Raw genomic sequence first — 20,219 nt, 5'->3', positions numbered from 1 at the left:
GGCGGTGGGATTCGGGAAGCTGCGGCAGGGCGCCCGTGAGGGCATCAACCAGGTGATGAGGATCAGGCGCCCGGGGAGCTCCCCGTCCGGCACGCCCACGACTCGGCGTAGCGACCGCCCTTCGCCAGCAATTCATCGTGCGTACCCCGTTCTGCGACCGTCCCGTCCTCTGACAGCACGACGATGAGGTCGGCATCGCGGACGGTGTGCAGGCGATGGGCGACGACGATCACGGTGTGATCGCCGCGCAACGCCTCCATCGTGCCGACGATCGCCCGCTCAGTGGCCGCATCCAGCGAGGATGTCGGCTCGTCGAGAAGCACCACCGGGGAATCCTTCAAAAGCGCCCGGGCGATGGCGAGGCGCTGCCGCTCGCCTCCCGACAGCAGCGTCCCCTCCTCCCCCACCGGGGTATCCCACCCGGAAGGCAGCAGCTCCACGATGCGGTCCACCCCGGAACGCCGGGCGGCCTCGCGCAAGCGGTCCCCGTCACCGGGCCCGGAACCGAATTCGGGGTCGGCGAAGACCACGTTGTCCCGCACGGACGCGTCGAAAAGGAACGTCTCCTGGAACACCGGGGTCACCAGCGAGTTCACGCCGTCGGTGCCGATCCGAGGCAAGGGCACCCCGCCGATGAGGATCTCCCCCGAGTCCGGATCATGAAAACGCGACAGCAGCCGCATGACCGTCGTCTTGCCCGCCCCCGACGGTCCTACTACGGCAACCAGCGCTCCCTGAGGTGCACGGAAGCTGACGCCGTCGAGAACCTTCTTATCCCCGTACCCGAAGCTCACGCCGCGGAACTCCACGTCATGCCCGTCGGGCGGCTCCGGTGCGGCAGGTTCGGGAAGGGCGGGGATTGCCCGCAGGTCACGCAACGCAGCCAACGTGTTGCGGCCCGCACCGAAACCGCCGGACAACGCTCCCGCCGTGGTGATCGGTCCGGTGAACTGGACGACCACGATGAGCATTGGCGCCAAATGCGCCGGCGCCATCCCGCCCGTCGCGGCGACTGCCACGGCGACGATTACCGCCGCCGTGAACACCGCATGGACGACCGAACTCAACCGTCCGATGGCCGCCCCCTGCGTCGACGTCGCCTTCGCGAACGCATCGTGTTGGGCCCGGATTGCCTCATCCACCATCGCGTCCGCCGCCGAACCGTCGCTCGCGGCGCGAATCGCCTGCTGGCAGCGGGTGAACTCGATCAGCCTGCCGGAGACGGCAGCGACGGCGTCAGCATGCGCTTCGTCCGACTCCCCGCCGACCCGGCCAATGGCCCGGTAGGCGAAGAAGAGCACCGGCGCCGACGCGACGAGAACCAAACCGACGCGCCAATCCACCGCCAGAATTCCGAAGGCGATGACGGTCGGCGCAACCACCGCGGCGATGACGGGCCGCAGGATCACGTGCGGCACGGACGCCGCGAACGCGATACCCGACGACGCCATCTCCGAAAAGCGGCCGGCCGTGGACTTGGTGACGTACCCGAGTGGCAACGTCAGCACCCGTTCGCCCAGGGAACGCAGCAGGGACGACAGCACCGCTGCGGAATTCGCCCTGCCGACCGTCCCCGCGGCGAGGGACAGCACCGCATGGGCGGCCGCGAGGCCGGCGATGACGCCGGTTAAACGCCACGCCGTCGCATCATCTCCCTCGGCCAGAGCCGACAGCAGCGGCAGCAGCGCGACGAACGCCGCTCCCTGGGCCAGCGCGGCAAGCGCGGCCAACGCAATGAGCCACGCCAGCGTCATTCTCGAGCGCCGATCTGTCATCGACCACAAGTCCCGAATCATCGGTTCCCCGCCTTTTCATCGTCTGATTCAGTGCCCCGCGGGGCGGATGGTTCGTCGTCGAGCGCGAACGCGCGCCACAAATCCCGGTAGCGGCCACCGCGCGCAAGCAACTCGTCGTGGGTACCCGCCTCCGCGACCGCTCCCCCATCGAGAACGAGGATGCGGTCGGCGTTGCGGATCGTGCTCAACCTGTGCGCGATCACAATCACCGTCCGCGAACGGGCCAAACGCTCGATTGCGGACTGGATGAGGGCCTCGGAAGCCGGATCCGCGTAAGCGGTTGCCTCGTCGAAGATGAGCACCGGCGCGTCCGTGACGATCGACCTCGCGATGGCCACGCGCTGCGCCTCACCACCGGAAAAGGTCACGTCGACGTTGACCACCGAATCCAGACGCTTCGGCAGCGCCGCGATGACCGCATCGAGGTTCGCGAGCTTCGCGGCCGCCATGATTTCGCCGTCGGTGGCGTCTCTCCTGGCCAGCCGGATGTTCTCCCGCAACGGCAGCGTGAGCAACTGCGGATCTTGGAACACCACCGACACCGAGCGGTGCACGTCGCGCACGGCAATGTCGCGAAGATCGGCGCCGCCCAGCAGCACCGAGCCTTCAACGGGGTCGTGGAAACGCGCCAACAGCCGGGCGACGGTGGACTTTCCGGAACCGGAGGACCCCACCAGCGCAGTGAGGGTCCCCGGTTCGAACGTCGCGGACATCCCGTCGAGGACCCGCGGCCCATCGCCGTAGGAGAAGACCAGGTTCCGGACCTCGAGCGCGCCTCCGCGCACGGGCACCGGATCGGCGGGCTCGGCGATCGGCGGCGTGCCCAGCACCTCCGCGATGGATTTCAGGGCGGCAATCCCCGCGATGATGGGTTCGGAGTTCATGGCTACCCGCACGATCGCCGCGGAGAGTCCAAGGCCGAGAACCAGCCCGGCGACGAGACCTTCCGGTGTGCCGCCCGCGGCGTCCCTCAGAGCGAGGCCGGCGCCGCACACCACTGCGAGGACCGTGATCGGAGACGTCACCACGTCGATGAGCCCAAGATAGATGTTCGACTGCCGGGACCAGGCGGACCACGCGCGGACGAACGACGACGCCGCGGCATCGTAGCGGCCCGAGCCCTGGTTGGCGCGTCCGAAGGACTTCATCACCGGGATGCCGCGCACCAACTCGATGACCGCGGCCGTCACTCCTTCGGAGGCTCGCTCGTAGTCGCGCTGAAGGCCGGCGCCACGCGACATCATTACGCCCATCAGGGCGAAGGTGACCAGCACCGGGACGACCGCCACCGCCGCGATTCGCCAATCCACCGCGACGAGCGCGATGAGGGAAAGCAGGGGAACCAGCACCGCCACCACGGTCTCACCGACGGTGTGGCCCATGAGCTGGTGGACAGCCGCGACGTCCTTCTCAACCGACCCGATGATTCCCGACGAGCGCCGGGCGTCTAGCCAGCCCAGCGGCAACTTCCGGATTTGGGCGACCAGCCGGCGCCGGAGGTGGAGCTGCAGGTCGTTATCCGCCCGGTGCGAGAGCATGCCGGCGGCGCCGTCCGCGGCCATGCGCACCGTTGCGGCGACGACGATGACAGCCACGGCCAACCACGTCCGATGCTCCGGGGCCTCCGGGTACGTCATCGCGATGTCGATGATGCCGACCAGCGAAGCGACGGTAGCCACCGACGACAGGACGGATAACGCGACCACCGCACGCATCCGGGTCCGGATCGGGGCGAGCAGCGACCACGGGCCTACGGTCCCGTCCACGGCGCTCACTTGCCCGCCTCCCCGATCGCGCTTTTCTTCGTGAGAGTGCAGAAGTACACCATGCCGGCGTGTGAGGCTCCGCCCAGCTTCAGCCCGTTGGCTTCGGCGAGGTCCTCGAGCTCGCTGCCCCGGAACACCCGGTGGCCCATCTTCGCCATGACGGCCATGTCGACCCGCTCGTTCACGTCGGGATCCTCGGCGAACGTCTGCACGTAAGCGATGCCGCCGTCGGCGAGCAGCCTGGCGACCCTGCCGAGCGCGGCACCTGCATCCTTCATTTGGTGGAGCGCGCCGCACACCCAGATTTCATCGGTCCTGCCGGGCTCTCCCGCGAGCGGCGCGAGGACGTCGGCGACGTGGAATTCCGTCCGGGCCCCGAGCCCGTCGACGGCGGCGGCGTCCATCGGTTCACGCGCATAGCGGCTGAGGAACCTCGGCTGGACCTTGTCCTGGTAGGCCGCGAGGAGTCTGCGGTTGTTCTGGACGATCTGGGCAATCGACTTCATCTGGTTCTGTCTCCGGGGTGTGTGGGCCGCGTCCGCGCGGCCGTTTCGGGTTAGGTGCTCGGGTTCGCGGGCCGTCGTCGGCGGCGATGCCCCCGTGGACGTGCCCGTCATGCAGACTCCCCCGGCCTCGTTTTCACGGCGATGCCCCACGCCGCGAGCACGGCGATGCCTAAGAACCAGGCCGCGCAGACCACCAGACCCGCAGCCCCGGTGCCGTTGACGGCCTCGCCGGCCGCGGATACGGGGGTGTGCCCGGCGATTCCGCGCAGGAGAGGACGGAAGTGGTCGGCGGGCATGAGCACCGTGTTGACGAACATCGCAACGATGATTAACGGGATGAGGGCCACGGAGCCCTGGGGGCTGGTGATGGAGAACGCGATGTACGTGCCGGTGCATGCGGCCGCCGCGGCAACCATCGCGCCGGTCATCGCGATCCTCCACCACCAGGACGCCTCAGGGGGGCTGTCGGAAAGCAAGGCGGCCACCGCCGCGACGACGGCCGTCATCGCCATGATCCGGATGAACTCGGCGATGATCCGTGCGGCCGGCACGGCCGCGTACGGCGCCGGCATGGTGATTAACCGCTCGTGGAGGCCATTGCTGCGTTCAACGAACACGGTGGACGATCCCGTGATGGCCAGGATGAACGCCCACGCCGTCACGACCAGGATGACCGCGTTCGGGAGTTCGAACTCTCCGGTGAGCTGCCTGACCAGGCCACCGAACATGCGGTTGACGATGAACAGGTACACGAGCGGAGCAATGAACGTCATGAACCAGAAGTCGGGGCGCCGCAGCCAAATGTGGGCGATGCGCCGCAGATGCACGAAGATGGGGCCGATCATGATTCGCTCCTCGAGGTGAACCGGCGGATGAACAGGACGATTCCGGCGACCGCCGCGACACCGAGCCACAGGGCGGCCTCTTCCCCGGCGCGATCCGGGAAGGCGTCCGGGGACGCCGCCCTAATCACCTCGATCACCGGCGAAAAAGGCATGTGGCGCACGACGTCGCGAAGGGAGCCGTCCAAAGCGGTCGCCGGAATGAACGCGGTGGAGAACATGAGCAGCAGCATTTCCAGCGCCTGGATCGATGAGGCCGTCGACACCGGGGCGGGCACCATCAGGATCACCCCGTCCGTGACCAGGGACAGGACCGCCGCGGCGAGCAGCGACCACAGGACAGTCCACGCGACGTCACCGATAGCCATGTCGAGGCCGCAGGACCACGCGACGACCAGCAGCGCCGCGATCGACGCGGACATCCGCAGCACATCGGTGGCGAGCCTGCCGGCGACATAGCCGCCTGTGGCCCCGGGCAACACGCGCACGCGGTCAACGAGCCCGGACTCGACGTCCTGTCCCACTGCCATCGCCGACGCCGCGGCGGTGAACATCGCCGCCTGGAACAGGCAGCCGCCGAGCACGAAACGCAGGTACCCGAAGCCGGATTGCCCCGCCGAGTACCCAAACACCGCGTACAGGCACAGCAGGAAGAGCGGCGGAACTACGAACATGGAGATCAGCGACGCGGTGTTGCGTCGCAACAGCAGCAGATCCCGGCGGAGAAACGCCGCGACCGACGTCGCACTCATCGCGCCGCACCCCCTGCGTTCATCGATATGAACACCTCGTTGAGGGTGGGCGGCGACACGCTCAGCGAATCCGGCGACGCTTCCGAGGCCTCCATCGCCTGCGCCACCGCCTCGAGGACCCGCGGTCCGGGGTCGACGTCGAGGGACACCGACTTCCCCGCGACGCGGGCGCCGTCCAGGCACGTTCCCCCGAGGCAGCGGGCGAACGCCTCCGCCTCGGCGGCGGTGGCAAAGGACACGCGGAGCACGTGCGACCCGAAGTCGCGGCGCAATTCCTCCGGCGTTCCGCTGGCGACGATGCGGCGATCCTTGAGCAGATGGACGTGGTCTGCCAGCGCCTCCGCCTCTTCCAGGTACTGGGTGGTCAGCACCAGGGTCATTCCGTCGTCCCGCAGTTGCCGGATGAAGCCCCACAGCTCTTCGCGGCTGACCGGGTCCAGCCCCGTCGTGGGTTCGTCGAGGAACAGCAGCCTGGGCACGACGCACAGCGACGCGGCGATGTCGAGGCGGCGCCGCATGCCACCCGAATAGGCCGACGCCAGCGTCGAGGCACTGTCCGCGAGCGAGAATTGCGCGAGCAGTTCCGTCGCGCGGGCGGCCGCGGCGGCGCGGTCGAGTCCGCGCAGCCGCCCGAAGAACTCCAGGTTCTCCCGGCCGGTGAGGTTCTCGTCGATCGCCGCGAATTGGCCGGTGGTGGCAATGTCAGCGCGCACGCCCGCCGGGTCCTCTTTCACATCGCGCGAGAAGATGCTCACCTCGCCGGAGTCGGCGGTGATGAGCGTCGACAGGATTCGGATGAGGGTGGTCTTGCCTGCACCGTTGTGGCCGAGGAACGACACGATCGCCCCGGTGGGCACGGTGAAACTCACGCCGTCGAGCACATGCTTGCGCATCCGGGCACCGCGCTTTCCCTTGCGGCCGCCGTCCGGCGGGGCACCTGCCCCGCCTTCGGGCGGGGTGCCCGCTTTGCCCGCAATCGGGTAGCTCTTCGTGAGGTCGCGGACGACAATCGCCGCACCTCGTTCAGCTTGATCCGTCATCGTTTCCCCTTTCCTTTGGTATCGCAGTGGGCCGCTGTCGGCAGCGGCCCCGTGGTCGGGTTGTCATGCGGCACCTCGATATGGATGCCCGCATCGCGGGCGAAGGCGAGGACCGGTTCGAGGAGCCGGGGGTGGCCGACGAGATCCCGGCACCCCGGCGCGACCGGCTTCCCCGCGACCGCCACAACGGTGGCGGCAGCAATCGCCGCGGTCATTTTGTAGGAACCCGGGCCGGTCGCCCGGACGACGGTCGTTTCGGCCGGTGCCTGGTCACGGCCTCGAACCACCTCGGGGGATCGGCGACCACCTCGGAAACCGGCAGCAACACCTGGTCGTAACCACGAAAAAGGGCGTAGACGTGGAAGCCGATCAGCGAAAGGTTGTGGGTCAAAGGTAGCCACGTGAGCATCTTGTTCTCGTACCGGTGTGCGTGGCGTGGGATCGTCGCGTGCAGACCGTTCAGCACGGACTCGTTGGTTACGATGACGCCCTTTGGCGATCCCGTGGAGCCGGACGAAAACTGGATAAGGGCTTCGCCGGCCGTCCCACCTCGCACCGGGAACGCGGGGACCGCCCCGGAGCCATCCCCGGAATCCACGTCCCCCGCCTGAGAGAAGTCCGATTCAGCATCACCCGGCATCGCCGCACCCGGTTCCGCGGCAGCGTCATTGACGATGGACACGTCGAGCAGCCGGTCCTCGCCCACGACCACGGCACCGTTTGCGCCGGTGAGCAGCGTGTGACTGCGTTCGTCGACCAGGATCGGGGCCCCGGGCATCATGTCCGAGAGCGTCCGCACCCTGTCGACGTCAACCGGGCCCGCCACCGCCTCCGCATGGACCCGGCCATACGGGACGAAGACGTCCCGCCGATTCTCGACGAAGGTGATCCCCTTTTTCGTCTCATCGGCCTTGTCCCGAAGCACGTCGCTGATGGTCCGGATCGTGTTCATTGGTACCTCTTTCGGTTGTCGGCGCCATGCCGGTGCCGGGCGGACCGGGCCGCATGGCGTGACCCGGCGGATGTGTCTGAAGGGTGGAAAGGGTGAAGAAACTGGGTGGGGCGCGTCTCCGCACAAGCTCGGAACCGCTCGTGGGCCCGGGACCCGCCGGTTCCGGGTGCCCGTCAAGTCACTGCGGACACCAGGGCGGCGACGAAGGCCGCGGCGGACGCTGCGGCCGCGAACCCGTCACGCACTCGCCAGGGGTGATTGGTGCGGAAGGTGCGCCACGGATGGCGGCCGAAGTTGCGCATCGCCAGGGTCAGGGACAGCTTTTCGGCGCAGCGCACGGCGCTGACGAACAGGGGAAAGGCGATGCGCGCGGGCGTCGTCGCGCGGATGAAGCCGGAGCGGAAAGACTGCTCCGGTCGCATCGAGCGCAATCTAATCGCCCATGTCAGCTGGGGGATTTCGCTGCGCAGGAACGCCGCGATGCTCACCCCGGCAATCGCTATGGTGCACCATGTGTAGGGCACCCGGAGGCGTTGCACCATGGCGTCGAAAAGCTCCTCGACGCGCATGCACGCGGAGACCAGGACCGTCCCCGCGAACACGGCCGTCAGCAGCAGTCCGTGATGGATGCCGTGGCGGACGGCCTCCGCCGGATCCCCACCTCCGTAGAACTCGGAGCGCCACCCGAGCAGGCCGAAGAACACCCCGATTAACAGGACGAGAAGGACCTTCCCCGCCGTCGCCCGAACGTCGCGTTCCGCGATCGCAGCGAGTGCGAGGAACGCCACCCCAGTCAGCGCGAGAACGGCGTCTCCGCCGGAGAGCAGCCCGGCGACGAGGACGAGCATCACCGCCGCGACGATCGTGATGGCGTTCAACCCCGCGCGCCTCCGAGCGGCGGATCCACCGGTCCAGGGGCTTTCGTCCCCGGACGTCCGTGCGCCGGCGGCGGGCAGTGCGCGATCCCGCCGGGACGACTCCGGGGCAGCCGGCACGGCGGCCGCGGGACCGGACCAGGCGACCTTCCCTTCGGCGACGATGCTCGCCCGATCCGCCCACGTTCGCGCGACACGGCGGTCGTGGCACGTGAACACAACGGTTCCGCCGGCCCCGGCGTATTCCGCTAGGGCATCCAGTACGATGCGCGAGCTCGGCGAATCCAGGTGCGCCAACGGCTCGTCGAGAAGCAGCAAACGGCGATTGGCTGCCACCGCCAGGAAGATGCCCAACCGTCTTTTCTGTCCGCCCGACAGGACGAACGGCGAGACGGGGTCAAGTGCCCGGGGGCACAGGGCTTCCCGCAGTTTCCGCAGCTCATCGGTGCCGAGTGGCCCGTGCGGGTCCGTGCCGGCCAGCGCGGAGTCGATTTCCGCGGCGACGGTCGCGCGGGTGAACTGGTGCTCGGGGTTCTGGAACGCCAACGACGCGAAGGCGTCGGGAGCGCGCCGGGCTGGCTCGCCGTCGATCCGGATGTCCGCTCCCGCCTTCATCTGGCCCGACAGCACCGCCAGCAAGGTGGACTTACCAGCTCCGTTGGTGCCGACCAGGGCATGGATCTCGCCCCGTTCCAGTGTCAGCTCGGCCCCGTTCAGGATCCGCTCCCTGCCCCGGGTCACATGGGCTCCGGTCAAGGCCAGCAGTGGAACGGCATCCGCCTCCGATTCCAAATCGGGACGGTCCGGTGCCCCCGTGCCCGGCGTACTGGCGTCCGGCGCTCCGGCGGTCGCGGCCGACGTCGCAATGCCCTTCACCGCGATGCCCTCCGGCGCTCCGTGCGCGGCGACGCTCCCGTCCGCATCGAGGATTGTCACCGTGTCAACCCACCCGTCGAACGGACGGAGGTCGTGCTCGATGAGCAGGATGACGCGCCCCGGGGCCCGCAAATCACGGATGGCGGCGAACAGCGCCCGCCGACCGTCCTCGTCGACGTGGGCCGCGGGCTCGTCGAAGATCATGACCTCCGGCGCCCTGGCCACCGCACCGGCGATGGCCATCCGCTGGCGTTGCCCACCCGACAAAGCCCACGGATCCTTCTCCGCGAGCTCTGACAGCCCGAGCTCCGATAGGGCCTCGGCTGATCGCTTGGCGACGATGTCGGCTTCCACGAGGGAAAACTCGAGGGCCATGGACGCGTCATCGACGACTCGGAGCGTGAGCACCTGCGTCGCCGGATCTTGCCCGACGAAGGTGACCCGGTCCCCGTCCACGGGGCGTTCGGTGCCGTCGGCATCGACGATGTGCACAAATCCGGCATGGTCGATGGGGATGTGCGAGGGGATCAGTCCAGCGATAAGGTGGGCCAGGCTCGTCTTTCCGCATCCCACGGGTCCCGTGATGGCGTTAATCGTGCCGAAATCGAAGGAGAGATCCACCATGTCGGGTGCCCATCGCCCATCGGCGTGCCGCACGCCCGCACCACTAACCCGTAACCGGGCCGGGGCCGTCCCGCGTGTCGCACCGGCGCACGCGGGTGCTCCGCCGGTCACCGGGTGACCCCGCGGCTGCGAAGCCCCTTTGCGACGGCAAAGCCCAGGACCAAAAACACCAGGCTCGATGCCAAGGCTACGGCGAAGCTGATCAGGGTCATGGGCGTGGTCGGCGAGTCGACGCCGACTGCGCGCGGGGCCATCGTTCCCATCAGCGCGGAGAACAATATCGCCGATGCTACGAACTGGGGACGCGTCCACCGCCGGTACAGGGTGATCATGAACGGAAGCTCGATGAGTAATCCTTCCATAATCAGCGCCCCGATTGCGGCGACGCCGAACGGGGTGGTCGCTGCGGACACGACGCCCATGGCAAGGCACGCGATAAGGCTCGCGCCAGGCTTGCGGACGACGATGAGGGGAACAACGCACGGCAGGAACCACAACCCGAGCGTCGCCGCGACGAGATAAACGTGGGCGATGCCAGCGAACACCTGCAGGTAAGTCAGGGGCACGACGATGAGAGACCCCGCGACGCCGATTGCGGCGGCGACGAGCATGTCGCGGGTGGATGGTCGGCCACCCGCTGCGACCGGTGCGACGTGCACCAACCGCCCGTCACCCGTCCCGTCTGGGCCCGCGTCCCCGGCTTCCCCTCCGGAGAGGGGTTCTCCGGTCGATCCACGTTTTCCGTTCATCGTCGCCGCCTCGCTTCCGTTGCCGATTCCCAATCGGGAACACCACCTGAAACAGTATTAGGTTAGGCAATGCTTATTGACTTACGCCAGGCTCAATTTGCTGACCTTACCCCCGCCCCCCCGTTACCGTGATGGTGCCCCCTCACGGGGCGCGGTCACCGGGCCCGGCATGGCTTATCTGCGTGAACATTTCCATAATCCGGAGTGTTGCCGCCGGACACCGGGGACAACCGCTGACAGCTAATAGGGACACGGACCAAACAGAGGTCTCGTCGTAGCGTGGGTGCCTGCAACGGATGTCCAAGACACCGGCGACCAGCCGCAACAGAAGGACACCACCATGGAACCGTCCAGAACACCCGACATCATCATCGGCCTCGACGTCGGCAAAACCGGCCACCATGCCTGCGCGCTGACCAACACCGGCGAGAGAATTTACGACAAACCACTGCCCCAAGACGAAGCCGCACGGCGCGAAATCTTCGCGTCCATGCAAGCCCACGGCAGCGTTCTCATGGTCGTCGATCAACCCAACACGATCGGCGCCCTGCCCATCGCAGTGGCCCGCGACTGCGGTTGCACGGTCGGAGACCTCCCCGACCTAGCCATGCGAAAAGCAGCCGACCTCTACCCTGGACGATCAAAAACTGACCGCCGGGATGCATTCATCATCGCCGACACCGCCCGCACCATGCCGCACACACTGCGGGCAGTCGACCGCGACGACGAGACACTAGTAGCGCTGAAGATGCTCGCCGGATTCCACGACGACATCGTCAAAGACGCCACCCGAACGAAAAACAGCCTTCGCAGCGTGCTCACACAGATTCACCCCGCACTCGAGCGCGTCTTTGCAGGCGAGATTCTCTCGCGCACGCTGGTGCTGGACTCGCTCATCCACTACGAAGGTCCGACAAAACTGGCCGCCGCAGGTCGAGGCCGGGTCCTGAAGTGGATGCGCAACCGCGCCAAGAAGGACCCTGTTGCCCTCGCAATTTTCGCCGCCCTTGCCGAGCAAACTGTCACGGTACCCGGCATGGCGGCAGCAGAATTGGTCATTCCCCAGCTGGCGGCGAACATCAAAGCGCTTCAAGCACAGCGCGACACGATCGCCGGACATGGCTCGGAGATGCTCGAATCGTTCCCTCTTGCCCAGGTCTTGATGTCGATGCCCGGCGTAGGCATCAAGACTGCCTCTAACATCTTGTTGTCCATCGGCGATTGCCAGGACTTCGCCGACGCCGCGCACTTGGCCGCTTACGCCGGCATCGCGCCGACCACCCGGCAGTCGGGTACGTCGATCCGCGGCGAGTTTCCCACCAGGGCCGGCAATAAACAGTTGAAAACGCGATGTTTCGATCGGCGTGGATCGCGTCGAACTGCCATCCCGCATCGCGCGACTACTACCTGCGTAAACGGGCTGAAGGACAGAAGCACAATGCCACGGTGATGTGCCTTGCCCGGCGGCGCTACAACGTCATTTATGCCCTGTTGACTCGGCGTAAGCTCTCCCGAGAAATCCCTGCTAGAAACATCGCCACGGCTGCGTAGGCCGCTGGGCTAATCACCGCCGACCCGCATGATACGGCCCGGCGATCAGTCACGGCTACACCACCATACGATGTACGTGAAAGTCCCGCCTGACTATTGACAATCCACATAGGGACACCCCCCTGGGGTTAACGCCATGACTAGATCTGACGTGACCTTCCCCTCTGGAGATGGATCCTGCGCCGCGTGGCTGTACGTCCCCGACGACGCCCCTGCCCCGGGGCCGATCATCGTGATGGCCCACGGTCTCGGCGGGGTACGCCAGATGCGCCTCGATGCCTTCGCCGAGCGTTTCAGCGCCGCCGGCTACCGCTGCCTGGTGTTCGACTACAGGCACTTCGGTGCGAGCGCCGGGGAGCCCCGTCAGCTCCTGTCGGTGCGGCGTCAGCTCGAGGACTGGAACTCCGCGATCACCCATGCGCGGGGCCTCGACGGGGTCGACCGCCCTGATGACGGCGCCCGACTGCGTGGCGGGCATCGAAGCAATTGTGCCCGCCGGAGATGACATCCGCTCGGACATCACGGCACGATTCGGGTTGGATATTCTGCGCTATTTCCCGGGACGACACGCCCGCAAGATCCAGTCCCCGGCGCACTTCGCGGTCTACGAGAACGACACGCTGGCCCCGCCGGGCCCCACCCTGCGGCATGTGCGGAAGGCCCCGAAGGGCGAAGTGCGAATGCAGCCCGGCGGGCACTTCGACATCTACGTCGGCGATGCCTTCGAGCACAACGTCGCCGAACAGCTGGCCTTTCTCGCACGGCACGTCCCGACTGCCGTCAACGAGCGGTGAGCCGCACCGCAGGCTGGCTTTCCCCAAGGATCAGACGCCCCTGATCTACGAATATGTGTACTCCGCACTCCCGGGTCATGCGCGGAGAACGAACTCCTCGACGTCGCCGTCGGAGATGCGGACGACGTCGGCCATGGTCTTGTCCATGTCGATCATAAAGCCCTGCCACCCGGCGCGCCGAGCCTCCGGGCCGAGAGGCTTCCGGGGGGACGAACACTTCCGCGGTTTGCAGGTCGCGGGGCAGGAAGTAGATGCTGGCCTGCCCGACCTCATTGACCAGGACGACGTAGAGGCTGAAGTAGATGCCCGCTTCCATGCGTTCACGCTGCGAGCCCCATGCGGCACCGAGGATCGTGCCGGTGATGGTGTCCGGCAGTTCCCCCTTGATCCGCTTCGACTTCACCTGAGCCAGGTAGCCGCAGAAGTCGCAGACGAGATCGGCACATTTGAAGTTCGGGGGCAGGAGTTTGAACGACTTGTCGGTGCGCTTGCACCCCGGGCAACGGGCATGCTTGGCGACGAGTTCTTCTCCCGCCGTGCCGAGTTTCTGCTTCGTCGTGGCCATGTCATGTTCCTCCTCAACGGTGCGCGCTCTTCTGCGCGCGTGCGTCGGCCCGTGGCCCAGCCTCCGATGCCGGGACATCCTGCCCCCATCTTGCTAGATTCTGGGTCAAGACCACTTGAACGAAGGAACGGTGCCATGACCACCTCGGCGGAATTGCGCGAGGTCTCGGCCGCACATGGGCTCACATGGCCCGAGGAGTACTTGACGATCGCCGACGACGGCATGGTGGGCATGTCCCCCACCGGCGACGAAGTCCCGCTGCTGCACTTCAGCACGAACTTCGAGCTGCTCGGGGCCAAGGACATCGCCCGCCGATTGGAGATGTTTGCGGAGCCGGACGATTTCCGGAACATCGATCCCGCCGAGGGCCTGTTGCCCTTCGGGATGGAGCCCGGCGGCAACCTCTATTGCTTCCGCACCGGGGCCGCCGGCGCGGGTCCGGTCCCCGTGGTTCTGCTGCAGAACGATGAGCAGGAGGATGAGCGTCTCGCGCCGGATCTCGCCGGGTTCATTTTCGCGGAGATGGTCGTCGCTTCCGCCGAGTTCTACGACGACGATTACCTGGGTGAGGGCGAGCCCCGTCGTAACGCGGAAGCCTGGCTCCAGTCGCACGAGCCCTACCTGGGGCAGGAGCAGGCCGCGGCGCTCCGCGAACTCTTCGCGCGTCCGCTGATCGTGCGTGACGACGACTCGATGGGGTTCCTCGAATTCTCGGAGGTGGATGAGCTGGTGGACCCGGTTCTGCGGTATCCGGAGCGCCACGAGCCGATTCAGCTCTGGGAGCGCGGGTAGCTCCACCTCCACCGGCCGGTGCGTGCGACTCCCCGACGGTGGCGTTACGCCTCGAGCACGTAGCGCAGGATCTCCACGACCTGGTCGGTGGTCGTGCACCACGCCTGGGCGGCGGCGTCGACTTCCTTGAGCGGGTGGACGATGTCCTCGCCGTGAAGCGTGACGTACGGCTTGTCCAGGGCCGCGCAGTAGCCGGCGTCGAAGGCGGCGTTCCACTGCTTGTACTGGTCGCCGAAGCGCACGACGACCATGTCGGCCTTCTCGATCAGCGTGCGGGTCCGGATGGAGTTGACCTTCGACGACTGGTGGTCGCGCCAGAACCCGGCGGGCGCCTCTCCCAAGTGGTCGCCGGCGGCATCGCTGGCGTCGTGATCGGTGACCGGCGCCGTGAAGACCACGTCCAGTCCGGCGGCCTCGGCGCCGCGCTGGATTTCCTCACGTCAATCGGTGTGGATCTCGCCGGAAAGGTACACGTTGAAGCTCATGGCCGATTACTCCTTCACTGAAACTTGGATGTGCCCCCGCACCTCCCCCGTTCATCGGCGCACCATACCCGAGTGGCCCTCATTGATCGCGTTCAGCGGCGGTTGCGCAGTCGGGACGTGAGAGCGCCGAGGAGACTCGCGCCGTGGCCCGAGGAGTATCTGGTCCTCTCCGAGGCTGCCGACCGTTTCGCCGAGTTCGGGATCTTCGTCCGACGGCGATTCCGAAGACCTGCGCCTGGCCCCGGATCTGGCGGGCTTCGTTTTCGCCGAGATGATCGAGTCGGCCGCCGAGTTCGACGACGTCGACGAAGTCGTCGACCCGGCGCTCCGGTACCCGGCGCGCAACGAGCCCATCCAGCTTTGGGATCGAAGCAACTGGCATCAGGGCCGATCGCGGCTTCGCCGTTTGCCGCGCAACTGAGGGCGGAGGTGTTTCTCGGCGCGGCGAACCCGAATCCGATCAACTTGTCGACGTACGAGCTGATCATGTTGCCCGCGTGCGCCCGCCGGTTCCCGCGCACGATGCCCAAGTACGCCGAAGCTGACGGTGGCAATCGTCGACGCGCACAGGCCATGCGGGGGCGTGCCATCCCCGACGCTTTACGACGTCCCGTCGCCACGCAAACGGCCGACACCCGGGTCGGCCACCGGCCCCGGGGCCCGGCCCACCACCCGCCGGCTCATGCCGGCGCCCTGGACCGCCACCGGCGGGGCCCGGGACCGCTATCCGCTGACGCTCTGCGCCTCGCCAATCCCCCACGTCGCCGCTTCCCGCCACTGCTCCGCGATGCGGGCGAAGGGCCCATCGGCCTTCTCCAACTCATCGATGGGGCCAGCTTCCACCACCCGCCCCAATTCCATGACGATGACGCGATCGGCGATCTCCACCATCGCGGGGCGGTGGGCGACGACCACGGTCGTGTACGAGCCGCGCAGCCCAGACAGGGCATCGGTCACCGTCCGCTCATTGCGCCCGTCCAGGGCCGAGGTGCCTTCGTCGACAAGCAGGATCGATGCCGGCTTGGCGAGGGCGCGGGCCAGGCCCAGCCGCTGCCGCTCGCCCCCGGACAGCCGATTGCCCAGCTCGCCGACGGGAGTGTCCCAGCCATCGGGCAAGCGCTCGATCGCCTCGGCCAGGCCGCAATTGACGGCGATCGCATCCAATTCCGGCTGCGTCAGATCCGGGTTCACGGCGAGCAGGTTGTTGCGAATCGACCCCGTGTGCAGGACGGTGCGCTGGAACACCATCGCGGCGCGGCCGCGCAGGTCACCGGGGGAAGCCGGTTTCCCGTCAACGTCGACCGTGCCCACGCCGGGAACCGTCAGCCCGGCCAGCAGCGACACCAGCGTCGACTTGCCGCTGCCGGACGGGCCGACGACGGCCGTGATCGTGCCCGGCGCGAAGTCCACGTCGATGCCGTCGAGCCCCGTCGTGCCGTCGGGGAACGTGACATCGACGCCCCGGACCTCCACCGTGGCGGGGCCCTCGCCCGGGCCGCCGGCGCGGACCCGCTCGACTTCCATCAGCTCGCGCACTTCGGACAGGGAGCGCCGCAGCTCGACGACGGCCCCCACCGATCCCGCCTGAACGTTGGCCTGCTCGACGACCCGGAGCAACACCACAATCGACGCGGCAGCCGCGGCTCCGGTCAACGCCGAACGGTCGTAGGACCACCACACCGTGAACCCAAACGCCAACAGCACCAGCTGAACCACGACCGTGAACACCTGCTGCCCGGGGATCTGCCAAAGCAGGACCCTGCGGGTCTTCCGCCGCGCCTCGGCGATGGCCCGGTCAACCAATCGGGTGCTCGCGTCCACCCGGCGCGCGGTGCGCAAGGTCGGCTGCACGAGCGCGAACTCGAAAAGCCTGTCATCGAGACCGGCATTGGCCGCCGCAAACTCCGCCGTGGACCTGTCCTCCAGCTTCGCCGACGCCCACAGCGACCCCAGGCAAGCGATGCCGCCGAGGAACGTCACCGCGCCAAGCGCGGGAGAGACGAGCAGCAGCCCGATGCCCAACCCGAAGATGAACACAATCGAGGTGATCACGGGCCCGATCAGCAGGATCACCGCCGAGGTGACCGTGCTGGCCTTGGTGACCAAATCGCGGATGGCACCTTCCTTTTCGGAAGTCAGCCGAGCATCCGGCCACGAAAGCACGGCACCCGGGGCGTTGCTGTGGATCTCGCGCATGACGGCGATGCCCAGATCGAGCCCCCTGTGGGCGGCGAAGATGTCGACACCCCAACTGCAGGCCACGAACAGCAGCAACAGCGCCAGCCACGGCAACGCCGCCCCGGGGTCCGCCGAGAACAGCGCGCCCAACAGCGGGTAGAGGGTAACGACGGCCGCCACCTGGAGCAGTGCCGACACGGCAACCGCGCCGAAGAAGGACCACAGGGGACGACCTCCCCCGACGACGAAGTGCAGATCCCGCAACATCAGTTCTCCTCCGATTCAACGGCGACGGACACGGGTGCGCCGCAATGCGCATCCCACATCCGCCGATAAGCCCCACCCGCCGCGACGAGCCGGGAATGCGTGCCCTCTTCCACCACTTTCCCCTCGTCCAGGACGAGGATCCGCGAGGCATTCTTGATCGTGTGCAGCCGGTGCGCGATCATCAGCACCGTCTTGCCCGCCAGCAGGCGTTCGAGCCCACGGTGGATCGCGGCCTCGGAGTCCGGGTCGGCCGCGGCAGTGGCCTCGTCCAACACGACGATCGGGGTGTTCGCCAGCAGCGCGCGGGCGATGGCCACCCTCTGGCGTTCGCCGCCGGAAAGACGGTTCGGTTCGACCACGGTGTCGTAGCCGTCGGGAAGCGCTTCGATGACCCGGTGCACGTCCGCGGCCTCCGCAGCCTCGCGGATCTGGGCGTCGGTCGCCTCGGGACGGTTCAGCGCGATGTTGTCGCGGATGCTCGCATGCACCAGCTGGGCATCCTGCAACAGCACCGACACCGAGGAATACAGCTGCTCCTGGGTGAGATCGCGCACGTCGACCCCGTCGATGCTCACGGAACCGCCGGTGACGTCCCACAGCCGGGCCAGCAACGCCGCCACCGTCGACTTGCCCGCCCCCGAGGGGCCCACCAGCGCGGTGACGCTGCCGGGCTCCAGCGTGAGGGAAAGATCGTCGATGACCTTCCGGCCGCCGCCGTAGGTGAAATCGACGTGGTCGAAACGCACGTGGCCCGGGGGCGCGGGACAATCCACCGGGGGCGCGAGCTCCGGCGTCGCCAGTAAAAGCTCGACGCTGGCTTTGGCGTCAAGTCCGCCCGACAAACTGGCCACGCCCAACCCGAGGTTCAGCAGCCGGCCGCCGAAGGACGTGCCCAGGATGAGGAAGGGGATCAGATCCGTCGCCGGCATCCAGCCCGCCACGACCATCGCGAATCCCGCCACTAGAAGCACGCCCAGCACCGTGGTGGGGCGGTTCGTCATCACCGCGATGATCTTGCGGGGGCCGGTGTCGCGCTGCCAATCGGCCATGAAATCACCGGATTCCCGCAGCGTGCCCTCGAGGTCGACGACCGCTTTCGGCCCGAAGACCGCGGAGGTCCCGCGCGAGCCGATGAAGGCCTGGGTCTGGCCCGCCGCCAGCACCTCGTACCGCTGGTTCTGCAGCACCTTGTCCTTGTCGCGGCGCTGGATTCCCTTGATGACGTAGATGTAGGCGACGATCGGCAGCAGCAGTACCAGGCCCAATCGCCATTGGACGGCGAACAGGTAGATCAGGCTGCCCAGCGCCGCGACGACGGCGCCGACGATGTCGGGCACCGCGTGGGTGACCAGGTAATGCAGTGCCCTGACGTCATCGCCGGCAATCTTTTTGACGTCGGCCGCCCGGCCGCGCATGAACCAGCCCAACGGCAGCCGGGAGAATTTCGCCAAGAGGCGATGCCGCAGCGCCGTGGCGAAGTTGGCGTCCAGGAAGTGAAGCCACAGCACCAGCAGCGTCGTCCCCGCCGCCGAGACGGCCATCGCGACCACCGCCCAGATCGCCGGTTTGGCGAAAGCCTCCGCAGGTGCCCCTTCGACGAACAGCCGGGCCAGTTCCGCGAACAGGATGAAGGGGCTCAGCTGCAGCAGGGACAGCGCTCCCTCGACGATGCCTGCGGCGATGAGCGGACGCTTGAGCGGCCGGAGCACACCCCCCTTGCCGGCGTCGGCGCCGGGGGTTTGCCGGGGTTCGGGAGCGTCGGTGGAGCCGACGGCGCCGGCACTTGCGGACGTGGAGGCGCTGGACGAAGCGCCGGTGGTGCCGGCGGTGGCCGAGGCGCCGGAGGCAGCGGAGGCAGCCGCCATGACGTTGACATCGGAGGCGGCGTCCGCGTCGGCGGCGGCAGGCGCAGCCGACGCGCCCTTCGCCTCGGTTGCCTCCGGACCCGCCGAATCGATGGTCTGCGTCTTGCCCATCTGGCGTCCGCGGACCCAGTAGGCATGCGCGTGCAAGGTCGCTCGGTTGAGTCCGAATTTCTTCTGCAGCAGTGTCTTCGCGTGCCGGGTCGACGCGGTTTCCGCTGTCACCCAGGCGTACCAGCCGGCCCAGTCCCCGTCGCTGATCGCCTGGACCAGCGCCTGCCCGTCGGGAAGCTCGTCGACCCAGGACGCGGTGATGTTCGGGCCCTCGGGCAGGGCGATGTGGTCGTCGTCGGGGCTGTGCCGCTCCAGGTAGACGACCACGGGGCTGTCCTCGGGGATGGCGGCGACCAGGGCGCGGATCGCCGGATAGCCGGCGAGGTCCCCGAGCAGCAGGTACCCCGCCGGGGGCGGCTCGGGCAGGGCGAAGGGTTGCTCGCCGTAGCGCATGGCGACGATCCGGTCGCCTTCCTCGCAGTTCACCGCCCAGTGCGAGGCGGGCCCGGCGGGCTCGTGTATGACGAAATCGATGGAGAACTCGCCGGTCGCCGGATCGGGATCGACGAGCGTGTAGCCGCGCTGGAACTCCTTCGGGCCGCCGTCGGGGTCGGGGAACCAGAGGCGCAGCCAGTTCGCCGGCGCTTCCCCCTTCGGATCGAGCAGCCCTTCCGAGCGGCACGTGACCCGGATGAAGTGCGGCGCGAGCCGGCGTTTCCCGATCACGGTCACCGCATGTTCCTTGGCGCCCAGGCCACGGAGTACGACGGCCTCAAACCCCTTCGCCATCGACCACTCACCTTTCGAGGATGGGTCCCGTCGCAAAGCGCACGGGGCCGACGCAGACATTTGAAGGACAGCCTAGCCTAACTATATGACAGGTTCCATGGCGT

Annotated in this window: 15 protein-coding genes and 2 pseudogenes; 3 read left to right on the top strand and 14 right to left on the bottom strand. The window is 67.7% G+C overall.

The annotated features are described in order from the left end of the window. Positions 1 to 62 precede the first annotated feature (62 nt). From QP977_RS07080 to QP977_RS07035, 10 genes are all read right to left on the bottom strand, one after another. Positions 63 to 1,796 (bottom strand): ABC transporter ATP-binding protein, encoded by a 1,734-nt coding sequence (locus QP977_RS07080; RefSeq protein WP_147766732.1) that lies wholly within the window; start codon positions 1,794 to 1,796, stop codon positions 63 to 65. Then, positions 1,793 to 3,571 (bottom strand): ABC transporter ATP-binding protein, encoded by a 1,779-nt coding sequence (locus QP977_RS07075; protein ID WP_049189756.1) that lies wholly within the window; start codon positions 3,569 to 3,571, stop codon positions 1,793 to 1,795. Before QP977_RS07075 ends, QP977_RS07080 begins: the two co-directional genes overlap by 4 nt. Beyond that, complete coding sequence (locus QP977_RS07070) at positions 3,568 to 4,068, bottom strand: methyltransferase domain-containing protein (protein ID WP_049189769.1); 501 nt, start codon at positions 4,066 to 4,068, stop codon at positions 3,568 to 3,570. The genes QP977_RS07075 and QP977_RS07070 overlap by 4 nt, the downstream gene beginning before the upstream one ends. 107 nt (positions 4,069 to 4,175) lie before the next feature. Beyond that, complete coding sequence (locus tag QP977_RS07065) at positions 4,176 to 4,913, bottom strand: ABC transporter permease (protein WP_049189757.1); 738 nt, start codon at positions 4,911 to 4,913, stop codon at positions 4,176 to 4,178. Further along, complete coding sequence (locus QP977_RS07060) at positions 4,910 to 5,662, bottom strand: ABC transporter permease (RefSeq protein ID WP_070438218.1); 753 nt, start codon at positions 5,660 to 5,662, stop codon at positions 4,910 to 4,912. The genes QP977_RS07065 and QP977_RS07060 overlap by 4 nt, the downstream gene beginning before the upstream one ends. After that, entirely contained in the window at positions 5,659 to 6,702 is a 1,044-nt protein-coding gene (locus tag QP977_RS07055; RefSeq protein ID WP_049189759.1) for an ABC transporter ATP-binding protein, read from the bottom strand. Before QP977_RS07055 ends, QP977_RS07060 begins: the two co-directional genes overlap by 4 nt. Then, positions 6,699 to 6,917, bottom strand: a complete 219-nt coding sequence (locus QP977_RS07050) for a hypothetical protein (protein ID WP_224783744.1) — start codon at positions 6,915 to 6,917, stop codon at positions 6,699 to 6,701. Before QP977_RS07050 ends, QP977_RS07055 begins: the two co-directional genes overlap by 4 nt. After that, on the bottom strand, positions 6,914 to 7,654 hold the full coding sequence (locus QP977_RS07045; protein WP_049189760.1) for an AMP-binding protein: 741 nt from the start codon (positions 7,652 to 7,654) through the stop codon (positions 6,914 to 6,916). Before QP977_RS07045 ends, QP977_RS07050 begins: the two co-directional genes overlap by 4 nt. A 173-nt stretch (positions 7,655 to 7,827) precedes the next feature. Then, positions 7,828 to 10,029, bottom strand: a complete 2,202-nt coding sequence (locus QP977_RS07040) for an ATP-binding cassette domain-containing protein (protein WP_241482400.1) — start codon at positions 10,027 to 10,029, stop codon at positions 7,828 to 7,830. A 107-nt stretch (positions 10,030 to 10,136) separates the two neighbouring features. Continuing rightward, positions 10,137 to 10,640: an ECF transporter S component gene (locus QP977_RS07035; RefSeq protein ID WP_224370287.1), complete on the bottom strand. Its 504-nt coding sequence runs from the start codon at positions 10,638 to 10,640 to the stop codon at positions 10,137 to 10,139. A 478-nt stretch (positions 10,641 to 11,118) separates the two neighbouring features. Between QP977_RS07035 and QP977_RS07030 the strand changes: the two are divergent. The 3 genes and pseudogenes from QP977_RS07030 to QP977_RS07020 all read left to right on the top strand — a co-directional run bounded on the left by QP977_RS07030 (position 11,119) and on the right by QP977_RS07020 (position 14,480). After that, positions 11,119 to 12,329, top strand: a pseudogene (locus QP977_RS07030) (IS110 family RNA-guided transposase). 136 nt (positions 12,330 to 12,465) lie between these two features. Further along, positions 12,466 to 13,123, top strand: a pseudogene (locus QP977_RS07025) (alpha/beta hydrolase). A gap of 145 nt (positions 13,124 to 13,268) precedes the next feature. Continuing rightward, the gene (locus QP977_RS07020) at positions 13,269 to 14,480 is read left to right on the top strand and encodes an SMI1/KNR4 family protein (RefSeq protein WP_160310022.1); all 1,212 of its coding nucleotides are present in this window, start codon (positions 13,269 to 13,271) and stop codon (positions 14,478 to 14,480) included. Between the two features lie 44 nt (positions 14,481 to 14,524). Here the strand turns inward: QP977_RS07020 and QP977_RS07015 are convergent, their stop codons facing one another. The 4 genes from QP977_RS07015 to QP977_RS07000 all read right to left on the bottom strand — a co-directional run bounded on the left by QP977_RS07015 (position 14,525) and on the right by QP977_RS07000 (position 20,115). Continuing rightward, a complete protein-coding gene (locus QP977_RS07015) occupies positions 14,525 to 14,911 on the bottom strand; it encodes a YtoQ family protein (RefSeq protein ID WP_224784025.1) in 387 nt (128 codons plus the stop codon). 133 nt (positions 14,912 to 15,044) lie between these two features. Next, positions 15,045 to 15,347, bottom strand: a complete 303-nt coding sequence (locus QP977_RS07010; protein ID WP_197914842.1) for a hypothetical protein — start codon at positions 15,345 to 15,347, stop codon at positions 15,045 to 15,047. A gap of 341 nt (positions 15,348 to 15,688) precedes the next feature. Continuing rightward, positions 15,689 to 17,410 carry an ABC transporter ATP-binding protein gene (locus QP977_RS07005; protein WP_147766730.1) on the bottom strand — a complete coding sequence of 574 codons (1,722 nt, stop codon included), beginning with the start codon at positions 17,408 to 17,410 and terminating at the stop codon, positions 15,689 to 15,691. Further along, on the bottom strand, positions 17,410 to 20,115 hold the full coding sequence (locus tag QP977_RS07000; protein ID WP_070706057.1) for an ABC transporter ATP-binding protein/permease: 2,706 nt from the start codon (positions 20,113 to 20,115) through the stop codon (positions 17,410 to 17,412). The genes QP977_RS07005 and QP977_RS07000 overlap by 1 nt, the downstream gene beginning before the upstream one ends. Positions 20,116 to 20,219: the final 104 nt, after the last annotated feature.

The sequence above is a fragment of the Corynebacterium sp. MSK012 genome, assembly GCF_030232435.1.
Lineage (GTDB): Bacteria > Actinomycetota > Actinomycetes > Mycobacteriales > Mycobacteriaceae > Corynebacterium > Corynebacterium jeikeium_D.
This window is presented reverse-complemented; position numbering and strand designations above follow the sequence as displayed.